We start from the raw sequence: 21,121 nt of genomic DNA, 5'->3' as shown, positions 1-21,121 counted from the left end.
GTAAAAATAGCATTTCATAAAATATTGTCGCTTTTATAAGACATTTAATAACAGATAAACGAAAAATGCAACTTCTATGTAAACACCTTTTTACTAATAGAAATGTATATAAATATCTGTATTATAATGATTTATCAGAAAATAAATTCGTAGTTTTGCTCTTTTCTTTCAATTTAAAGCAATTTATTTTAACTACAGTTATACAAATATTTATGTTATATTACTTAATAATTTAACTTAATTTTAACATTTCTTTAAGTTATCAAGGTATTTTTGATAAACGCATGATTTTAAAAAATTAGGAGTAAACCAATTGAATAAAATATATCGTGCGATATGGAACGAATCCACACAGACTTGGGTGGCCGCTTCCGAATTAGCTAAAAGTAAAACCAAAGCAAATACAGTTTCCAGTCTTATTGGCACACAACCTTTGTTTAGAAATATTGGTTTGAATGTTTTCAAACTTGGGTTATTGGCTTCTGTTGTTAATTTATCTTTATTATCGCCAAATGCTTATGCTGCAGGTAAATTAGCATTAACAGGATGGACACAGTTAGGGACTAATTATCAGACCGGTGGTAGTGGTCTGCTAAGTACTAATTCAGTTATTGTGTCCGGTGATGATGATTATTGCGGTGCAGACAATGTTTTAGGCCGGTCAGCAACTCCAACTACGGGTATATCTGCATTAGAAGAATATTTACGATTTGCACAAAACAAAAAATTTGGAACTTATACTCCTTATGGCACAACAGCACGTTATGAGAAATGGATTAATCAAACTACTACAACCAATAATATAATCACCAGTGGGTATTATAATGGTTCAGGTTATCAAAGCCCAGTAGTTAATGGTGGACTTGCGAATGTACAGCCGATTGCTTATGGCATTAATTCATTTGCTATGGGCTGCGGAGCATATGCAACAGGTAATCACTCACTTGCTTTTGGTACTAACGCTACCACTAAAGCTGGAGGTGCACAGGCTTTTGGTATTGCTGCTTTGGCCTCTGGACGAGCATCAAATGCTATTGGCGTTTCATCTCAGGCTACAGGGGTTTCTAGCGTAGCTTTGGGTTCTGCTGCTAATTCTGATGGCGTAGGAAGTGTGGCACTTGGTTTAACGTCACAGGCATCTATAGATGGAGCTGTCGCTGTTGGGGTAAAATCTCAGGCAAGTGGCGATTCAGCTGTAGCTATTGGTAATAACAGTATTGCTACTGGTAAGCAAGGTATTAGCATTGGTGCTGGTAATGTGGTTTATGGCGAACAATCCATTGCCATAGGTGGCTCTACCACACCTACTTCATACAAAAAAGAGGATGGAACGCAAGCAACAGGCCCGGATGGCTATACCTTTATTAATGCGAACAACACTTTATCTTTGGGTAATAGTAATAAAAGTACTAGCCCAAATAACGATATTACTGCAGCCAATACGGCTATATTTGGTAATCAAAACACCATTATCAATGCTATTTATGATGTTCATGTAATTGGTAGTGGCAATACAGTTGGTAGCACCGATAGTAGCGGTATTGGTGCGACGATAATTGGTAACAATGCTACTGTTACGACAGATAATGGATTGGCACTTGGTAACAATACAGAAGTTGAAGGTACTGGCGCTATTGCTGTAGGCACAAATGCCAAAGCCATGGTAGAAGGTTCTGTAGCTTTGGGATCAAATTCTATAGCTAATACAGCTGGTAATATTTCTGGCTATAATCCAGATACCAATGTGGCTGCTACTGATCCTTCCCTTAATACACCCACATGGAAAAGTACTACCGGGGCGGTAGCAGTAGGTAACTCTGCTAAGAATGTCACCCGTCAAATTACAGATTTGGCTGCTGGTACACTGGATACTGATGCTGTCAATGTGGCGCAGCTAAAGAGCTTGTATTCATCTATTTCTGGCAGTGCATCCAGTCTTTCGACAGCGATAGATACTAATGTATCTGTGGTAAAAAATAAGATTAATAGTGCTTCTATTTCAACATCTGATGTTATAACTAATCTTAATCAAAATATTACAAAAGCTTCTGGCGATGCTGATGATAAATTAGCACAAATAAATACCAATATTTCTTCTTTAAGTACCTCTACATCTAGCTCTATTAGTGCATTACAAACCAGTGCTTTGGTATATAAAAATGGTGTTTATAATGTCGGTTCGGATGATGGCAGAGAAACTAAAAAAATAACAAATCTGACAGATGCTCGTATTACTGACGACTCCACTGATATGGTTAATGGTGGCCAGTTATTCAGTACCAATTCTTCGCTGAGTTCTATCTCTACTGCTATTTATACTAATATCAGTAACCTTAACGAAGGTACTTCTAAATTAGTATCTGTTGTTAATACTTCGATATCAACAATTGATAGCAATATTAATGGTTTTACTACAACTACTGATAAAGGTATAAAAGATTTACGTGCAGCCATACTCAAATGGAATGGTTCGGATGCATTTGATGCGGGTACTGAAAAGAAAATAACGAATGTAGAAGCAGGTAGTATTGACAGCGCAGATTCTACTGATGCTGTAACGGGTGCACAGCTGCGTGCCACCAATATGAAGCTTAATAAGCTGGATAGTGATATTCAGGATAGCCTTGCAGATAACAATCTTAAGATTGATAAATTTGTAACCGATACAAATATAGCATTATCAAGTTCGAATAAGTCATTAGATGGTCTGTCTACTTCAATTTCGACTGGATTAAGCCAGATTACACGAAATGCTCTTTTATTTGATGGCACTACAGGGGCATTTGTTGAAGATAAAAACAAGACGCCGCAAAAAATCTCAAATGCTGCAGAAGGTGATGTTATTGCAGATTCTGATGATGCGATTACAGGTGGCCAGTTATACACTGTAAACTCCAATATAGCGAGTCTCTCTGTATCTGCTTCCACTGGTTGGCTCAATATAAGTAATAAACGCAGCAGCTTGACTACAGACACTGCCAATAGCCTTACTAATCTTTCTACTGCAATAACAAATAACTTAAACAGTTTAACAACTTCGGCTAATTCTAGTCTGAGCACATTAAGTAATTATTTACAAATATTGTCAGATTCTGCATCTACTGCTATTAGCGGTTTGCAGGAAAGTACCATATTGCGTGGTGAAGACGGCTATTTTCATGCCACTCATGATGGTAAAGCGCAAAAAATCACCGGTGTTGCACCTGGTGATATAAGCAGTCCTAATTCAACAGATATGGTTAATGGTGGCCAGTTATTCAGTACCAATACTGCGATCACTAATTTATCTAGTACTGTAAATACACAATTTGGTAGTTTGTCTGTTTCGGCTTCTTTGTCTGTCGGCCAGAGTCTTGATAAGTTGTCTACGAGCCTGGCTACAACTGGCAGTAAAGTTGCTGCATTGCAAGAAGATGCTTTGCAATGGAACGATGATGACAAAGCATATAGTGCCAGTCATGGTGGTGCAGATGCAAAAATCACTCATGTCAGTGCAGGTGACATTATCAGTGCAACTTCAACTGATGCCGTTGTCGGCAGCCAGTATTATGATTTGAATACTTCAATAGATGCACGAGTAAATACGCTGACCACATCAGCTTTAAGTACGGTGGGAGAAATTAATAGCAGTATTTCCTCTTTGCAACAACAAATGCTCCAGTATACAGATGGCAAATATAATGCTAAACGAGTAGAAAAAGAGCAGAAAATTATAGGTGTTGCTGATGCTACTTTAAATAGTGCTTCAACCGATGCTATTAATGCTAAGCAGTTATATAATACCAATTCATACTTAGATACAGTTTCAACCACTATTTCTAGCGGTTTATCCACCTTGGCTGGTAATATAAATCAGACAGCAGTGAATACTTTGCAAAGTGGCATGGTTCTGGTTAATGGACTGAATTCAAGTATCAGTACTTTGAAGAATAATGCTCTGCTGTGGAATGAAACTGATAAGGCATTTAGTGCTACTCATGATATTGACGGTAATACTACAATTACTAATGTGGCCAATGGTTATGTAGCAGCTGGTTCTACAGATGCAATCAATGCCGGCCAGATTTTTTCGTTTTCTACATCTGCTTCCACAGGAATACAATCTTTAAGCACTGGATTGAATGGGTTATCAGTACAAAAAATCAAAGAATTATCTAGTTCTATTCAGGCCGGTGTGACTGGAACTAATAATAAAATTGCAACATTAAAGCAGAATGTTTTGCTCTGGAATGGTGATGCATATGATGCTAGCCATGGCAGCAGTAGAGGTAAAATTACACATGTAGCTGATGGCAGTGTGCAATCTAATTCAACTGATGCTGTAACCATGGGGCAGTTATACACCACCAGCACTAGTATCAGTACATTGAATACTGATGTGGTGACTAAACCAGCTGAGTTATCCTCAAAATTAGATGTTGCTATGGCTGCTACTAATACCAGTCTGAATAATACTATTTCAGGTAGTATCAGTAGCCTGTCAGATAAAATTAATACCGATATTGGCACAGCCAATTCCAATATTAATGCACTAAAACAGACTGTATTGCAATGGAATGGTAGTTCTTATGATGCCAGCCATGGCCAAGTTGGCGGTAAAAATAAAATTATTAACGCTGCACAAGGCAATGTGAATGATAAATCATCCGATGCGGTAATTGGTGACCAGTTGTCAATGACAAATACCAAAATCTCTGGACTGACTTCAGATTTAACGTCGCAGCTTCAGAGTTTGTCTGGTTCTTTATCTGGAAGTCTGGCTAGTGTTTCAACCACCATGGATAGGTCACTTTCTAGTGGTTTGAATACTTTTGCCTCAACCATTGATACCAGTTTGGTTCCTGTAAATGCTAGTCTAAGTACTATTAAAGAGAATGCATTGCAATGGAATGGCAGCGCTTATGATGCCGGTGGTACTCAAGGTATAAAACGAAAGATTATAAATGTGGATAAAGCTGATTTACAGGCTAAGTCCAGTGATGCGGTAATTGGTGCTCAGTTGTTTAGCACTAACAGTCAGATTAGTGCATTATCTTCTTCGTTTGATAACAAAGTATCGGATTTTACAAGTGCAACTTCTAGTAGTCTAAATAGTCTATCTACAGCATTAGAGAATTCTTCTTTTTCTGGACTGGAAAGCCTTTCTACTACAACAGAGCAACGCCTTCAAGGAATTAACGGCAAACTCCCTGCCCTTCTGCAGAATGCATTGCAATGGAAAAATGGAGCATATGATGCCAGTCATGGTGTAGTAAATGGTAAAAACCGGATCACCAATGCTGCAGATGGATCTTTAGCTAAGGGCTCAAAAGATGCGATTACTGGGAATCAGCTGTATAACACCAATACTGCCATCAATGATCTGGCTAATGAGGTTAAAAGTGGCATTGGAAATTTATCCAGTGCTCTGAGTACTATATCTGATAAAAATATCTCTACTTTAACTGGGTTGCTTGCTCAGACAAATACCAAAGTTAGTAGTCTTTCCACAGCAGCAGGAACACAATTAGGTGTGATTAATAATGGTGTATCTGATTTGCAGAAAGACGCTTTACAATGGAAGCGTTTAGATGATTCAGGTGCAGGAGCATATGATGCCAGCCATGGCATTGCAAATGCTAAAAATACACTGACACATGTATTTTCAGGTAATGTGAAAGAGGGATCGTCTGATGCGATAATCGGTGCACAGCTATATAGTACAAACAACAGTATTTCTGTTTTAAACAATAAATTAGCCGATGTATCGGGCAGTATGCAAGCCGGTATCAGTAGTTTATCAACTTCTTTGGATCAGGTAACCGGTTCTAATTTGGCCAAACTGACTCAAAGCAGAAGTACTATTGAAAACAATATAACTAGCCTGTCTTCAAGTATTTCTTCAGCTTTAAGTACGGCCGACGGAAGTTTGGGTACTCTCAAAACGAATGCCTTGCAGTGGAAAGACGGAGCCTACGATGCAAGTCGTAATGATAAAAATAGCCGTATAACCAATGTTGCTAAAGCTGATATTTATGATGGGTCAACAGATGCCATCACTGCAGGACAGCTGTATAGTACCGAAAATAGTTTTGACACTTTGAACAGTGATATTAATAAGCGTTTTGAAAGTTTTTCAACGACTTTAAGCAGCCTTGTTGATATTGGTATAAGCAGTCTGTCAGCAGGTATAACGGGTATTAATACCGGAGTAAGCACATTGCAGCAGAATGCGTTACAATGGGATGCGAGTATTAGTGCTTATGATGCCGGTTCTGCAACTGGTGCCAGAGCTAAAATTACTCAGGTTGCCGCCGGTCAGGTAGGAGAAAGCTCGTCAGATGCTGTTATTGGTGCACAGCTGTACAGCCTGTCCACGGTGTCTGATGCAAATCTGACCAGTTCCTCCAATTTAATGTCTTCCAGCTTAAGTACAATACAATCTTCATTAACGGGTATTTCTGATAAATACTTTACCCAACTCAGTTCTTTGTCAGACAGTATTCTAAGCAGTACTATTAATCTGTCAGGAGCATCTGCAAATAGCTTATCAACTCTTTCTGATACTCTGTCCAATAGTATTACCAGTTTATCCAACAGCACGAATACTGGCCTGAATAGCCTGACTGCTGATGCCGCAAACAGCCTGAGTAGTCTATCCACGGTGGCTGAATCTGGTATAAGTAGCCTGTCGCAAAGTATTTCAACTTCAGCAGGCACTCTGATAACTTCTCTGTCTACAGTTAATCATGATGCAGGCTCATTGAAACAAAATGCACTTCAATGGAATGATTATGCAGCTGCGTATAATGCTGATCATGGAACGGGTACTGCTCAAAAAATTACAAATGTGTCTACTGGTTTGATAGCATCAGGTTCAAACGATGCTGTGAATGGTGCCCAGTTGTACAGCTTGTCTACCAGTATGGAAAACACAGCTAATACAGCGTTCACCGGTTTATCAGATGCACTGGTTAGCAGTATTTCCACTGTTGATAGTAATTTGCAGAGCTTTTCTGACACTACAACTAGCAATTTGAGCAGATTGGATACCAATCTGCGTACAGCCACAGCTCGTGTAACTACCTTGCAGGCTAATACCTTGCAGTGGAATGGTAGTGTTTATGATGCCGGCAAAAATGGCACTCCACAGCGTATTACCAATGTTAGCGGTGCTGCTAGCGTGGCTGCAAATTCCACTGATGTGATTAATGGTGGTCAATTGTTCAGTCTTTCTAGTTCTACTTCAACTGGTTTAAGTAGTCTTGCAAGTAACCTGAGTGAGATGAGCAAGAATCAGCTAGGCAGTCTGTCTACCGTCGTTACTAACAGCCTCAGTAGTATCACCAACAATATAGATAGTCTTTCTACTGGCTTGAGTTCTACTACCAACAATGTTGCTGCATTGCAAAGAGATGCGCTGCAATGGAACAGCGCTAAAGGAGCTTATAGTGCGGATCACGGTACCAATACAGCTCAGCTGATTACCAGTGTAGCTGCAGGTTCCATAGCTGCAAATTCTACTGATGCTGTAAACGGTGCTCAGATGTATAACTTGTCCACCAGTACAACAGCCAGTGTCAATACTTTGAATCAAAGTCTGAGCTCTACTAATGTAGCGTTAAATACACTGTCTACTGCCTATGGCACTAGCCTGAGTACACTTACAACAGGCCTGAGTAGCACTAAAGATGCGCTGAATCAGTTGTCTGATACAACGACAAACAGCATTACTGGCATCAACAACAGTCTAAGCAGCCTAACCAGTACGACTTCTTCCAATCTACAGATTTTGGATAAAGGATTACAGGCAGCTAATGCTAGTGTATCTTCACTGCAGGCCAATGCGCTGCTGTGGAATGCAGGCAAGGGTGTGTACGATGCTAGTCGAAATGGAGAAGCCAAAGTACTGAGTGGCATCGGTGCAGGTGCAGTCAATGCAGCTTCAACTGAAGCTATTAACGGCGGGCAATTCTATAGTCTGTCTACGGTAACTGCGGCAGGCTTGAACAGTACCAATAGCAATCTGAGCACGCTGAGTAGTAGTACATCATCAGCTCTTGCTGGTTTGACGGGCAGCCTAAGCAGTATCAATCAGAGCATGAATAACCTGCAGACAACTGCTTTACAATGGAATGGTAGTTTTTATGATGTTGGTCGTGACGGTACTGCACAGCGCATTACCAATATTAGTGCCGGACGTCTTGCTGCAGACTCTACCGATGCAGTAAATGGAAGCCAGCTGTATACATTATCTAACTCCACCTCAACCGGACTAAGCAGCTTGTCTACTAATCTGAATGAGGTAACAAAAAATCAGCTGGGTAGTCTGTCTACTATAGTGACAAACAGTCTCAGTACGGTAACGGAAAATGTAAGCAGCCTGTCTACAGGTCTGAGAGAAACCAATACTAATGTAGCAGCCTTGCAGCAAAATGCATTACAGTGGAATAGTACTAGTAACGCATATGATGCAATACGCAGTAATCGTGCCCAAAGACTGACGGGAATTATTGGTGGCGATATAAGCCTCACTTCAACTGATGCCATCAATGGCGCCCAGATGTACAGCCTGTCTACTCTGACACAGGCAGGACTGAGCAGTAGCAGTACGGGGCTGAGCAGCTTAAGTAGTGCTTCATCAGCAGCTTTGACTACTGTCAATGATCGCGTGGATACGCTGACCAGCACCACTCAATTAGGACTGGCTAGTGCCAGCACAGGCTTAACCAGCCTGAGCAGCAGTACTTCAACCGGTCTGACTAGCCTGACATCCAGTCTGAGTAGCACAAATCAGAACCTGACTACCCTGCAGCAAAATGCTCTGCAATGGAATGGTAGTGCTTATGATGCCGGTAGAAATGGTGCGCCTCAGCTTATTACCAATGTAGCGGCTGGCCGTGTTTCAGTGGATTCTACTGATGTAGTTAATGGAGGTCAGTTGTTCAGTCTGTCTAGCTCCACTTCAACCGGACTAAGCAGCCTGTCTACTAATCTGAATGAGGTGACAAAAAATCAGCTGGGTAGCCTATCTACTATTGTTAATGACAGTCTCAGTACGGTAACGAAAAATGTAAGCAGTCTGTCAACTGGTTTAATTGAAACCAATAGTAATGTGACTGCATTACAGCAGAATGCTTTGCTGAGAAATAGGATAAGTGGTAATTTCGATGCCAGCCGTGAGGGTAAGGATCAAAGACTGACCGGTATTGCAGCTGGAGACATCAATATTACTTCAAGTGATGCTATCAACGGTACTCAGATGTATAGCCTGTCTACTCTGACGCAGGCAGGACTGAGTAGTACTAGTACCGGACTAAGCAGCTTGAGCAGTGCCTCATCAGCAGCTTTGACTACGGTCAATGATCGCGTGGATACGTTGACCAGCACCACTCAATTAGGACTGGCTAGCGCCAGCACAGGCTTAACCAGCCTGAGCAGCAGTACTTCATCCGGTCTGACTAGTCTGGCATCCAGTCTGAGTAGCACTAATCAGAACCTGACCACCCTGCAGCAAAATGCCTTGCAGTGGAATAGCACACTGGGCGCTTATGATGCTGGCCATGGTAGTGGTACAGCTCAGCGTATTACCAATGTAGCAGCTGGTAGCGTGACAGTAGATTCTACCGATGCGGTAAACGGTAGCCAGCTGTATGCATTGTCTGGTTCTACTTCCACTGGTCTGAATAGTCTGTCAACAGTAATTTCATCAACAGTAATTTCAAATATCAACAGTATCAGTAGCTCTATGTCTACCGGATACGAGAGTCTGTCACGCAGTATGAGTACAACAAGTGATAGTTTGAACAAACTAACTTCTAGTACGAGTACAGCTTTAAGCAGCCTGTCTACCAGCTATGATCTGACTCAGAAAGATGTGAAACAGCTGAAGGATAAGAGCCTGCAATGGGATGAGAATAAAGGTGGATTTGATGCTGGAAAGACGAATGGTCTCACTCGAGCTGCTACTTATGGCAGGATTATTAATTTAGCTGATGGTTCGGATGATGCGGGCTCACATGAAGCAATTAATGGTCGGCAGCTATACTCATTGAGAAGTGATGTGACAAGCCTTTCTACAGGTACCAGCACTAGCTTGTCTTCATTAAACAGTGCTTTAAGTGGGTTATCCACAGGTAATATTATTACTAATATTTCCAACCTGACTCAAAATGCCTTACTGTGGAATGATAGAGCATATGATGCTAGTCATGGCAGTGCTACGGCACAACATATTACCAATGTGGCTGACGGTAACATGGACAAAGGGTCTTTAGATGCTATTAATGCTGGTCAGCTGTGGACTGTAAGACAAGATTATAATAATTTGTCTACAATGGTTAATAGCCTGCCAACCAGTAATGTTTCTGATGATTCGCTGAATAGTCTGTCTACATCAGTTAGCACAATTGTTGCTAGCCAGATTGCATCGATAGCTTCGGCTCTTGGTACTTCACGAAATCCGGCAGGAAGTATCAATCCACCTAAGTATGATATTTCTACACCTACAGGTGGTAATGTATCAGCAGATAATGTCGCTGATGCACTGCAAAATCTGGAGAATTATGGTACGAAATATGTGAAGATCAACTCTGCTAAAGCTGGATCAATTGCTCAAGGTGCTAATTCTATTGCAGTGGGCGGAGCAGCAATGGCTAGTGGTACATCAGCGATTGCGATTGGTGATTCAGCCAGTGCTCCCGCAGCTAATGGTGTGGCTCTGGGTAGCAATGCTCAGGTGAAACAGACCGGAGGTATAGCACTAGGAGCTGGATCAGTTGCGAGTGTTGCTGCCGGACAAGAAGGATATATTCCAGTAACCGCAACGTCGCAGCAGGCAGCGGCAATCCGTGCCACAAGAAGTACGGAAGGAGCGGTATCTGTGGGTGATGCATCTAAAGGTGTATACCGTCAGATAACCGGTGTGGCGGCTGGTACTGCTGACACTGATGCTGTGAATGTAGCTCAGCTTAAAGGTGTGGATAATCAGGTTACCAGAGTTAATGAATATGTTAATCAGTTGAATGATAATATTCATCATGTTGAGCGCAGAGCTTATTCAGGTACAGCCATGGCCATGGCGCTCTCTGGGGCTTATTTGCCTTCACTGAGTTCTGGTGAGCAGACTGTCGGTATTGGGGTAGGTGCATATCGTAGCTATGGTGCCGTTGGTGTAAACTATAAGGCAGCCAGCAAAAATGGCAAAGTTACGTGGGGTGCAGGTGTTTCCACTACTGGTAAAGAAGTTGCTTTCAATTCAGTACTTGGCTTTAAGTGGTAATTAATCCTGATTAAACAGACTTCTGGACTTCCGTGTGAAGTCCGGAAGTCTTATTTATTCATCATTGACAGTATTTTTAATAAGAATACGGGATAATATGCGCATCGGTATTTCTGTTATTACTCATGCCAACCAGAACATCTGGGAAAATGGTATGGGTCAGAATGTTATATTTTTGGTTCAAAGCCTGAAGGCTATACCTTTTGTTAAATCAGTGGATTTAATTAATGTTGGTGGTCAGCCCCGTATGGCTGAACAAATTGATTTGAATCTGTTTGATCTGCGATTGATGTCAGAACAGGAAGCTATAGATGCTTTTGATGTCATTATTGAACTGGCTGGTGCGCTATCTCCACAATGGTTAGCCTTGCAGCGTGCTCGTGGTAAAAAGGTGGTGTTTTATTGTGTTGGCCAGCCTTATGTGGGATTATCAGAATATAATGTGTTTGAAAAACCAACTAGTTTTCCGCCAGTAGATCGTTGTGATGAAGTATGGCTTTTGCCAAAAGACAAAGCTTATATTCCCATGCTGCGGACAATGTATCGTTGCCCGATATACATTACGCCTCATTTATGGGATCCAATGTTTGTTTCCAGACGCAAACAAGAAATCAGTGAACAAGGCCTTAATTACGGCTGGCATAGCAATGTGCATGATGAGGTAAAAACACCTCTGCGTGTGGCTATATTTGAGCCCAATATTTCAGTTGTTAAAACTTCTTCTATTCCCATGTTAGCTTGTGATGAAGCTTATCGTCACGAACCGCAATCAATTGAAATGATGCATGTGCTTAACACTTTGCACATGAAAGATCATTTAACCATGCTACATCTGGCCAATTCTCTGAATCTTGTTAAAGATCATAAGGCATGTTTTTATGGCCGTCACGATATAGTCGGTTTTATGGCGCAACACGCCAATGCTGTGATTTCACATCAATGGTGTAATGATCACAATAATCTTTATATGGACGTACTGTATGGAGATTATCCATTGATTCATAATACTCCATGGTTAAAAGAGTTCGGTGCTGGATATTATTATCCAGATTTTGATGCACTTGAAGGTGGTAGACAAATAATCCAGGCTTGGCTACATCATGAAGAAAATTTGAGTAGTCAGCGTCAAGCTTCACAGGCACTTTTTAAAGCAACGGATCCTTTATCAGATGCCAATATTAAAGCCCATGTACAACTATTATCTAATTTGTGTGCTGATCGTCCAGAATTATTAAGAGGTTAACCCATGTCGTCCGTGTCTTCACTTCGTGTAGGTGTTTCGATTTATGTACGTAAAGGAGCTCAGTCGCTTTGGGAAAATGGAATTTTCCAGAATTGTCTGTTTCTGGCAATGTTGTTAAAAAAATCTCCAATTGTCAGTAACGTGGTTCTGGTAGCTGGATCAGGTGATGGGGATATGCAGGATGCTATGAATTTTCTGCAGGATTCACCAGTACCGGTAATTGATATGGCCACTGGTTTGAATGAGTTGGATGTCATGATAGAGATGAGTGCCCAGCTTTCCAAAGAATGGATGATAGAGTTCAAAGCCAAAGGTGGAAAAGTAGTCAGTATGCGCGTAGGTAATGATTATGTAATTGATATTGAGCGTATGCTGTTTGATAAGCCGCCTGCCTTGCTGATTACCGGTGCGCCTTACGATGAAGTATGGACATTGCCAGAGTATGAAAAAACCTGTAAGCCATATTTTGCCAGTACATTTCGCACGCCGGTAAAAATCATGCCGCATTTATGGAGTCCGGTTATTCTTAATCGTGCTTGTGAAAAATTGCCAGAAGGCGAGCAGTTTGAATACCAGCCAGGCCGCAATCGCTGGCGTATTGGTATGTTTGAGCCAAATATGTGTATGGTGAAAACCAGTTATATTCCTATGCTGGTATGTGAAAATGCACATCGGCTGAACCCCAATTTCATCGAACATATCTATGCGTGCAATACTATGAATTTGAAGGATCAGACAGCTTTTAATCTGTTTGCTCAAAGTCTGGATATTGTCCGCCATGGCTTGACTTCGTTTGAAGGTCGCTACCCGATCTGGCAGGTGGTATCTATCTATTGTGATGCAATTGTTTGCCATCAATGGGAAAATGCTCAGAATTATATTTACTATGAGGCCTTATATGGTGGCTACCCGCTAATTCATAATTCGCATTTGATTAGTGACTGTGGCTATCGTTATCACGATTTTGATTGTGAAGAGGGTGGCAAAGTATTGGCAGAAGCCTATAAAATGCATGATGAAAATTTGAGTACTTACCGCGAGCGTGCAAAAGTTTTTCTGGCTACACTAGATCCTGAGGCAGAAAGTAATGTCCGCTGTTATACTGATGCTCTTGAGTCATTGTTTAAAGCCTAGATTTTACTAATTTTGCTTACACTTTAGTATAATGTATACATAAAACCTGCCAGCAATCAAACATTTCTAATGAAATTATGAACTTATCTAATACTCCGAATTTAATTTCCAGCCATGGACAGGACGCTGCACCAGCACGTTTGCGTATTGGCATTACCATTGGTCTGAGTCACCCAAAAGAAACATTGTGGAATAATGGTATCAAGCAGAACGCAGTTTTTCTTGCTGACGCACTGAAAAATTGTCCTAATGTTGATTCTGTGGTGTTGGTAAACACAACTGATGTACCAATTACATCAAGTTTGCCATGGGATTTGGAGATATGGCCAACTAAGAGCTTCTTAGAGGCCAAAGATCAGATAGATGTTTTGATTGAGCTGGGAGGGCAAATTGGTGCTGAGCAGACGGCCTATATCAAAGACAGAGGAGTGCGTTTAATATCTTACTGCTGTGGCTTTGAATATATCCATATGATGGAGTCGGTTTTATTCTCTCGTAATATGGGTGGCGGTAATCTATTTATCAACCAGCGTTATGATGATATTTGGATGATTCCGCAGGTAGCCAATTGCAGCAAGGCATATTTTGAAGTATTCCGACGTCATGATGCGCGTGTGGTGCCATTTGTTTGGAGCCCGGTATTTCTGATTCAGAAAACCGCTGCAATGCCATTTCAGGGCTTATGGCAGGTGCCGGTATCTCGTAAGGGCTGGCGCCTGTCTGTAATGGAACCGAATATCGATGTTGTGAAGTTCTGTTTATACCCGATATTGATTGCGGAAATGGCTTATCGTTCCGAACCGGAAGCTATTAATATTTTGCAGGTATGCAACACATTGCCGATGGCTCAAAAATCCATGGAATTCATTGCTTTGATGAATCAGCTGGATATTGTGAAAAATCGAAAATCTGTTTTTCTGGGTCGTTATGATACACCAACTTTTCTGGCAACCAATACTGATGCAGTAATTTCTCATCAATGGGAAAATCCGCTTAACTATTTCTATTTGGAAGTATGTTGGCAAGGTTATCCGTTAATTCACAATGCTGAGCTTATTTCAGATTTGGGTTATTATTATGCTGGTAATGATGTGGAAGCTGGTGCAAAACAATTATTTGCAGCAATGAGCGATCATGCTTATAACGCTGCTCATTATGTATATGACCAGCGTCAACAGATTGCTCGCTTTTTACCAAATAATACTGATCTGGTGGCCAGTTATTCTGCATTGCTGACAGAAGTAATGGCCAGACCATTGCGTTAATAGTTTTTATTCACGCATAAATGTATTGATATTATTTTCAAGCATGGTGCAGATACGCTGTATAGCTTCTTCACTGCCCCATGCCATATGCGGAGTAATAATCAGATTGGGCAGGCGGGCATTCAATAAGGGATTGCCATGTACCGGCGGTTCTTCACTTAGTACATCCACGCCAGCTCCGCCCAACTGCCCGTATTTCAACGCTGCTACCAATGCCTGCTCTGCCACTAGACCACCACGCCCGACATTAATCAGTACAGCCTGTGGTTTCATTGATTTCAATTCTGTTTCATCTATCATGTTGCGAGTTTGCTCATTCAGCGGACAATGTAAAGAGATAACATCTGCTTGCTGTATCAGCTGAGTAAACGGTGTGTAGCCATTACGACAATCTTTTGCATTTTTATGTTCACCCCAGAGCACATGCATGCCGAAAGCTTGAGCTCGTGCTGCCAGCGCCTGCCCGATACCGCCTTTGCCGAAAATACCCAGTGTTTTACCATTCAGGTCGCGGATTGGGGCGCCGAAATGGCAAAAAAAGGGACTGCTTTGCCATAAGCCGGCGGCTACATCTCGCTGATAAGCCGGTAATTGGCGCATTAGTGCCAGAATCAGCATCATTGCATGTTCGGCTACGGTGTCATTACCGTAGCCGCGCACATTTCGGATACCAACGTTATGCTGTTGAGCAGCCTGTTGATCAATGTGGTCCAGTCCGGTGGCGGGTACGGCAATCAATTTCAATTGGGGGCTATTTTTGATGGCTTCTGCATTTATACGAACTTTATTGGATATGACAATATTCGCTTGAGCAATACGGCCTGCTACCTCATCTGGATTGCTGTGGCTGTAGGTTGTGATGTGATGAGAAAAATCGAATTTGAATGGAAAGTCTGGCAGGGTGGCGCGGTCAAGAAAAACAATTTCGCTGGTACTCATGTTGTCTCCTAATATATGAAAAATGCTATATACAATCACATGCATGGGTCTAATGTCTGTGTTACAGTGTACGCTAATTTGTTTGTAAGGATAAATGTGTATGGATTTGGTAATTGAAGATTTAGAGCAGGGAACAGGCCCTGAGGCTGTGAAGGGTAAAGAAATTACGGTGCATTACACAGGCATGTTAGAAGATGGCACAGTTTTTGATTCTAGTATTACCCGCCAACAGCCGCTGTCGTTTACGTTGGGTACCGGTATGGTAATTGCTGGCTGGGATGAGGGTTTTAATGGAATGAAAGTAGGCGGCAAACGTAAATTGACTATTCCTCCTCATATGGGGTATGGCAGCCGTGGAGCTGGTGGGGTGATTCCACCTAATGCTACACTGATATTTGATGTGGAATTGTTAAAGGTTGATGATTGATTTGCAGTGATATGCAGGTTTTGTTCAGGCAGCTTTTTTCGGCTGCCTGAACTGTTTTATTTAGCTGGAGTTTTGATAATGGACAATAATCCGACTATTGCTGCTATTGCAACTGCACCGGGACGCGGTGGTGTAGGGGTGGTGAGGTTATCCGGCAAAAATCTGCTTCCTATGGCTCAAAAATTAAGTAGAGGCAAAACGCCGCAACCACGTAAAGCGTTATATACCGATTTTGTTGATGTAGAAGGCACGGTTATTGATAATGGTTTGCTGCTGTATTTTGCAGCTCCGGCCAGTTTTACGGGTGAAGATGTGATTGAACTACAGGGCCATGGAGGCCCTGTGGTATTGCAGATGTTATTGCAATGCTGCCTGCAACTGGGTGCCCGATTGGCCGAACCGGGGGAATTTACTAAACGAGCATTTTTAAATAATAAACTTGATTTGGCTCAGGCAGAAAGTGTGGCTGATTTGATTGATGCTTCTAGTCAGTCGGCAGCACGTATGGCGGTAAGGAGCTTAAAGGGTGTATTTTCACAGGAAATACACCGATTAGTAGATGATCTGATTACGTTGCGTATGTTGGTCGAAGCAACTTTAGATTTTCCGGAAGAGGATATCGATTTTCTTCAGGCTGCGGACGCTAGTGGTAAGTTGGATCATTTGTGTATTCAGTTGGATAAGGTATTGCGGCAGGCGCAACAGGGTGCGCTTTTGCGTGAAGGTATGAATGTGGTGCTGGTGGGAGCACCTAATGTGGGTAAATCCAGTTTACTTAACGCTCTGGCAGGTGATGAGGTGGCCATTGTGACTGATATTGCTGGTACCACGCGCGATACCGTCAGAGAACAGATTACGCTTGAGGGGGTGCCGGTACATATTATTGATACGGCCGGATTGCGTGAAACCGAAGATGTAGTCGAACGGATTGGTATTGAACGAAGCCAACAGGCGGTACAGCAGGCAGATGTGGCGCTGGTGCTGGTTGACCAACGCGAAGGGATTAATGCCACTACGGCGGCGATTCTGGCGCAGTTGCCAGCCGGTTTGCACAAAATTGAAGTACATAACAAGATTGATTTAACTGGTGAAGCTGCATCCAGTGTTTCACGTGAAACTGGCGATTTAGTTGCCTTTACTGACGCCAGTCAGGTAATTGCTTTGTCTGCTAAAACCGGTACTGGTCTGGATTTGTTGCGGCAAGCGCTGTTGCAACAGGTTGGTTGGCAGGGTGAAAGTGAAGGGCTGTTTTTGGCACGCACTCGTCATATTCAAGCACTAGAGACGGCTCGGAAAGAGCTTGCCAATGCAAGTTTATGTCAGAATAATCAGATTGAATTATTTGCGGAGCATTTGCGGTTGGCACAGAACGCTTTAAACGAAATTACTGGTGAATTCAGCGCTGATGATTTGCTAGGGGTAATTTTTAGCCGCTTTTGTATAGGTAAATAAATATTTGACTGAATCCGTTTTTTATCGCACTGATTATTGCTCGTAAATAGTCAGTGTTTTTTTCTGCTTCTTTTACAGTGGCCGGATCAGGGCAAAGCGAGGCTGTGTCTGGCCATTGTGGGTAATGATTTCGTTGAACATGCTTTTGGGACGTGCCCAGAACGAATAATCACCATATAGACACTGATAAATAACCAATTCTTCTTCGGTTTCACTATGGCGTGCGGTGCCAGTTACCTGATACAGGTTGCCTTTGTAATGTTGGTAGATGCCACGTTGCATGTGTGTGTCCTGTATGGTTGATATAACTAAAATCTCTTTGATTACAACTCGGTATTCTTTTGGCTGTTTGCTGATTGATTATACAATGTTTTGAATGAATTATAACAATATGCATATTAAGGAATACAGAATATGAATAATGATCAGCGTGCCCAAATACCGGATGCACCATTGTCGGATAATGAGCGTCTAAAAGGAGAAAGTAATTATTTGTATGGTGAAATTGCCGCTGATTTGAATGATGGTATTACCGGTGGATTTAATGGTGATGATTTTCAGTTGATTCGTTTTCATGGTATGTATGAGCAGGACGACCGTGATGTGCGTGCTCAGCGGCAGGCAGCTAAACTGGAGCCATTGAAAAATGTAATGATGCGTTGCCGGTTGCCTGGTGGCATTATTACGCCGCAACAGTGGCTAGGTATTGATGAGTTTGCTACGGCGCATACTTTGTATGGCAGTATCCGGCTGACGACACGGCAAACATTTCAGTTTCACGGGGTGTTAAAACAGGATATCAAGCCGATGCATCAGTGGCTGCATCAGCTGGGGCTGGATTCGATTGCAACTGCCGGCGATATCAACCGCAATGTGTTGTGTACTAGTAATCCGGTTGAAAGTAGTTTGCATCGTGAAGCTTATGAATGGGCGTGCCGGATTTCTGAACATTTATTGCCCCGCACCCATGCGTATGCTGATATTTGGCTTGACGGAGAAAAGGTACTCAGCAGCGAACTGGATGCGCCGCTGTCTGCGGGTGTGAGCGGGGATGCGGTAGAACCGATTAATGGCAAGACTTATCTGCCGCGTAAATTCAAAACTGCACTGGTGATTCCGCCATTGAATGATGTGGATTTACATGCCAATGATTTAAATTTTGTTGCTATCGGTGAAAATGGTCATCTGGTGGGATTTAATGTGCTGGTGGGCGGTGGCTTGTCTATTGATCATGGTAATCAGCGTACTTTTCCAAATACTGCTAAGGATTTCGGTTTTATTCCGGTAGAGCAGGTATTGTGTTGTGCAGAAGCGGTGGTGACTACACAGCGAGACTGGGGTAATCGAAGCGACCGCAAGAATGCGCGCACTCGTTATACTTTGCAGCGGGTGGGTGTGAATGTGTTTAAACAAGAAGTTGAAAGGCGGCAAGGGTTTGCCTTTGCACCAAGCCGCCCGTATACGCTCACGGAGCGCGGAGACAGGATTGGCTGGGTAGAAGGGGAAGATGGGCGCTGGCATCTGACTTTGTTTATTGAGAACGGCCGCTTGCTAGATTATCCGGGACGGCCATTGAAAACGGGTATGCGTGAGCTGGCCAGAATTCATCAGGGTGATTTCCGCCTTACTGCCAATCAGAATTTGATAGTAGCCGGTGTGTTGCCTGAGAATAAAGAAAAAATTGAGCACATCGCACGTGAATACCGTTTGATTGATGATGAGGTGACAGAGCAGCGCAAGAATAGTATGGCTTGTGTGGCTTTACCGACCTGTCCGCTGGCCATGGCTGAGTCGGAACGTTTTTTGTCGGGCTTTATTGATCAGGTTGATGAATTAATGGCAAAAAATGGACTGGCTAAGGAGCATATTATTCTGCGTGTGACTGGCTGTCCAAATAATTGTGGCCGTGCATTGCTGGCTGAAATCGGGCTGATTGGTAAGGCCATCGGCCGCTATAATCTGTATGTCGGTGGTAATCGTGCTGGCACACGGATTCCGCGTTTATTCCGTGAGAATATCGACGTAGACGAAATTATGCTGATTCTGCAAGAATGGATTGCACGCTGGGCACAAGAACGACTGGATGCTGAGGATTTTGGTGATTTTGCAATTCGTGCCGGTATTGTTAAACCGGTGGTGGATGCGGCAGTAGATTTTTGGGATCCAGATAAGGTGGCGGTATAGTCACTCTATCTGATAGGGAAAATGTGGTGTTGTTGATTATGGTCTGAACTACTAAAGGATTCAGACCATTTTTGTTAGTTAGAGGTATTAGGGCTTTTGTTTAGGGCTCTGGTTTGACATAGAGCTGGTCAAACAGGCCGCCGTCACTGAAAAAGCGTTTTTGTGCTGCACGCCAGCCACCAAATTCTTGATCAATACTGACCAGTTGCAGGTTGGGGAACTGGTGGCGATATTCGGCCATGATTTTCGGGTTAACCGGCCGGAAATAGCTTTGCGCTATTAGGCGCTGGGCGCTGTCACTGTACAGATGTTGCAGATAGGCGGTAGCCAATCTGCGCTTGTCGGCACTGGTGATATTGCCGTCAACTACGGCTACGGGAGGTTCGCACAGAATAGATAGTGACGGTGTGACGATTTCAAATTCATCCGGCGCCTGTTTCATGGCGAGTTGGGCTTCGTTTTCCCATGCCAGCAAGACGTCTCCTAGTTGTCGATGGGTAAAGGTAATGGTGGCGGCACGGGCTCCGGTGTCCATCATCGGCACATGCTGAAGCAGGGCACGTAAATAAGCCTCTGCGCTGGCATCGCTTCCACCAGACTGGTGTTTGGCCCATGCCCAAGCTGCTAGAATATTCCAGCGTGCGCCACCGGAGGTTTTCGGATTAGGGGTGATAATCTGTACATTGTTTTGAATCAAGTCACCCCAATCGCGGATGTGTTTGGGGTTGCCTTTGCGTACTAGAAATACGATGGTTGAAGTATAAGGGGTGCTGTGGTGGGGCAAGCGCTGTTGCCAATCAGATGGCAGTAACGTTTTTTTACCACGGTTGATAGCGTTGATGTCGCCCGCCAGAGCTAAGGTCACGACATCGGCTTTTAGGCCGTTCTGTACAGCTATTGCCTGTTTGCCGGAGCCACCATTTGACTGACGAATATGTATTTTTTGCCCAGTTTGCCTGTACCAGTAATGCTGAAAATCAGTATTGTAATGCTGATACAGTTCGCGCGTGGCATCATATGAAGCATTGAGCAAAGTAGTGTTGCTGTTGTTCTGGCTGTTGCATGCGTTCAGACCCATTGCTACTGCCGCTAGCAGACCATAACGCCAAAATGTGTTCATACTTGAAAATTTATTGTGCCGTCAAAGTTTTAATGTAGCAATGCAACTGTGGGGACGGAAATACTGTTTTTTTGTTTGTTTATAACTAAAAGCAAGT

Annotated in this window: 10 protein-coding genes; 7 read left to right on the top strand and 3 right to left on the bottom strand. The window is 42.7% G+C overall.

Annotated elements, in window-relative coordinates:
• The first annotated feature begins 313 nt into the window (after positions 1-313).
• The 4 genes from ACQP6D_RS07010 to ACQP6D_RS06995 all read left to right on the top strand — a co-directional run bounded on the left by ACQP6D_RS07010 (position 314) and on the right by ACQP6D_RS06995 (position 14,902).
• Positions 314-11,260 (top strand): ESPR-type extended signal peptide-containing protein, encoded by a 10,947-nt coding sequence (locus ACQP6D_RS07010; RefSeq protein WP_427857779.1) that lies wholly within the window; start codon positions 314-316, stop codon positions 11,258-11,260.
• A gap of 97 nt (positions 11,261-11,357) precedes the next feature.
• On the top strand, positions 11,358-12,503 hold the full coding sequence (locus tag ACQP6D_RS07005) for a DUF2827 domain-containing protein (RefSeq protein WP_267390981.1): 1,146 nt from the start codon (positions 11,358-11,360) through the stop codon (positions 12,501-12,503).
• 3 nt (positions 12,504-12,506) lie between these two features.
• Entirely contained in the window at positions 12,507-13,637 is a 1,131-nt protein-coding gene (locus ACQP6D_RS07000; protein ID WP_427857778.1) for a DUF2827 domain-containing protein, read from the top strand.
• Positions 13,638-13,714: 77 nt separating this feature from the next.
• Positions 13,715-14,902 (top strand): DUF2827 domain-containing protein, encoded by a 1,188-nt coding sequence (locus tag ACQP6D_RS06995; protein WP_267390982.1) that lies wholly within the window; start codon positions 13,715-13,717, stop codon positions 14,900-14,902.
• Positions 14,903-14,908: 6 nt separating this feature from the next.
• On the opposite strand, the gene ACQP6D_RS06990 is transcribed toward ACQP6D_RS06995, so the two are convergent.
• Positions 14,909-15,841 (bottom strand): D-2-hydroxyacid dehydrogenase, encoded by a 933-nt coding sequence (locus tag ACQP6D_RS06990; protein WP_427857777.1) that lies wholly within the window; start codon positions 15,839-15,841, stop codon positions 14,909-14,911.
• Positions 15,842-15,941: 100 nt separating this feature from the next.
• Here ACQP6D_RS06990 and ACQP6D_RS06985 point away from each other — a divergent pair, with 100 nt between their 5' ends.
• Positions 15,942-16,268 (top strand): FKBP-type peptidyl-prolyl cis-trans isomerase, encoded by a 327-nt coding sequence (locus ACQP6D_RS06985; RefSeq protein WP_427857776.1) that lies wholly within the window; start codon positions 15,942-15,944, stop codon positions 16,266-16,268.
• Positions 16,269-16,346: 78 nt separating this feature from the next.
• On the top strand, positions 16,347-17,720 hold the full coding sequence (mnmE, locus tag ACQP6D_RS06980; RefSeq protein ID WP_370388458.1) for a tRNA uridine-5-carboxymethylaminomethyl(34) synthesis GTPase MnmE: 1,374 nt from the start codon (positions 16,347-16,349) through the stop codon (positions 17,718-17,720).
• Positions 17,721-17,792: 72 nt separating this feature from the next.
• Here the strand turns inward: mnmE and ACQP6D_RS06975 are convergent, their stop codons facing one another.
• On the bottom strand, positions 17,793-18,002 hold the full coding sequence (locus ACQP6D_RS06975) for a DUF1653 domain-containing protein (protein ID WP_267390984.1): 210 nt from the start codon (positions 18,000-18,002) through the stop codon (positions 17,793-17,795).
• Positions 18,003-18,134: 132 nt separating this feature from the next.
• Here ACQP6D_RS06975 and cysI point away from each other — a divergent pair, with 132 nt between their 5' ends.
• Positions 18,135-19,904, top strand: coding sequence for an assimilatory sulfite reductase (NADPH) hemoprotein subunit (gene cysI / locus ACQP6D_RS06970; protein WP_427857775.1), 1,770 nt, complete (start codon positions 18,135-18,137; stop codon positions 19,902-19,904).
• Between the two features lie 100 nt (positions 19,905-20,004).
• Here cysI and ACQP6D_RS06965 read toward each other — a convergent pair whose 3' ends face one another.
• On the bottom strand, positions 20,005-21,024 hold the full coding sequence (locus ACQP6D_RS06965; protein WP_370388460.1) for a sulfate ABC transporter substrate-binding protein: 1,020 nt from the start codon (positions 21,022-21,024) through the stop codon (positions 20,005-20,007).
• Positions 21,025-21,121: the final 97 nt, after the last annotated feature.

The organism is Snodgrassella sp. CS2 (genome assembly GCF_050310315.1).
GTDB classification, from domain to species: Bacteria; Pseudomonadota; Gammaproteobacteria; order Burkholderiales; family Neisseriaceae; genus Snodgrassella; species Snodgrassella alvi_E.
Note: the sequence above shows the minus strand (reverse complement) of the source record. Positions and strands in the feature narration are given on the sequence as shown.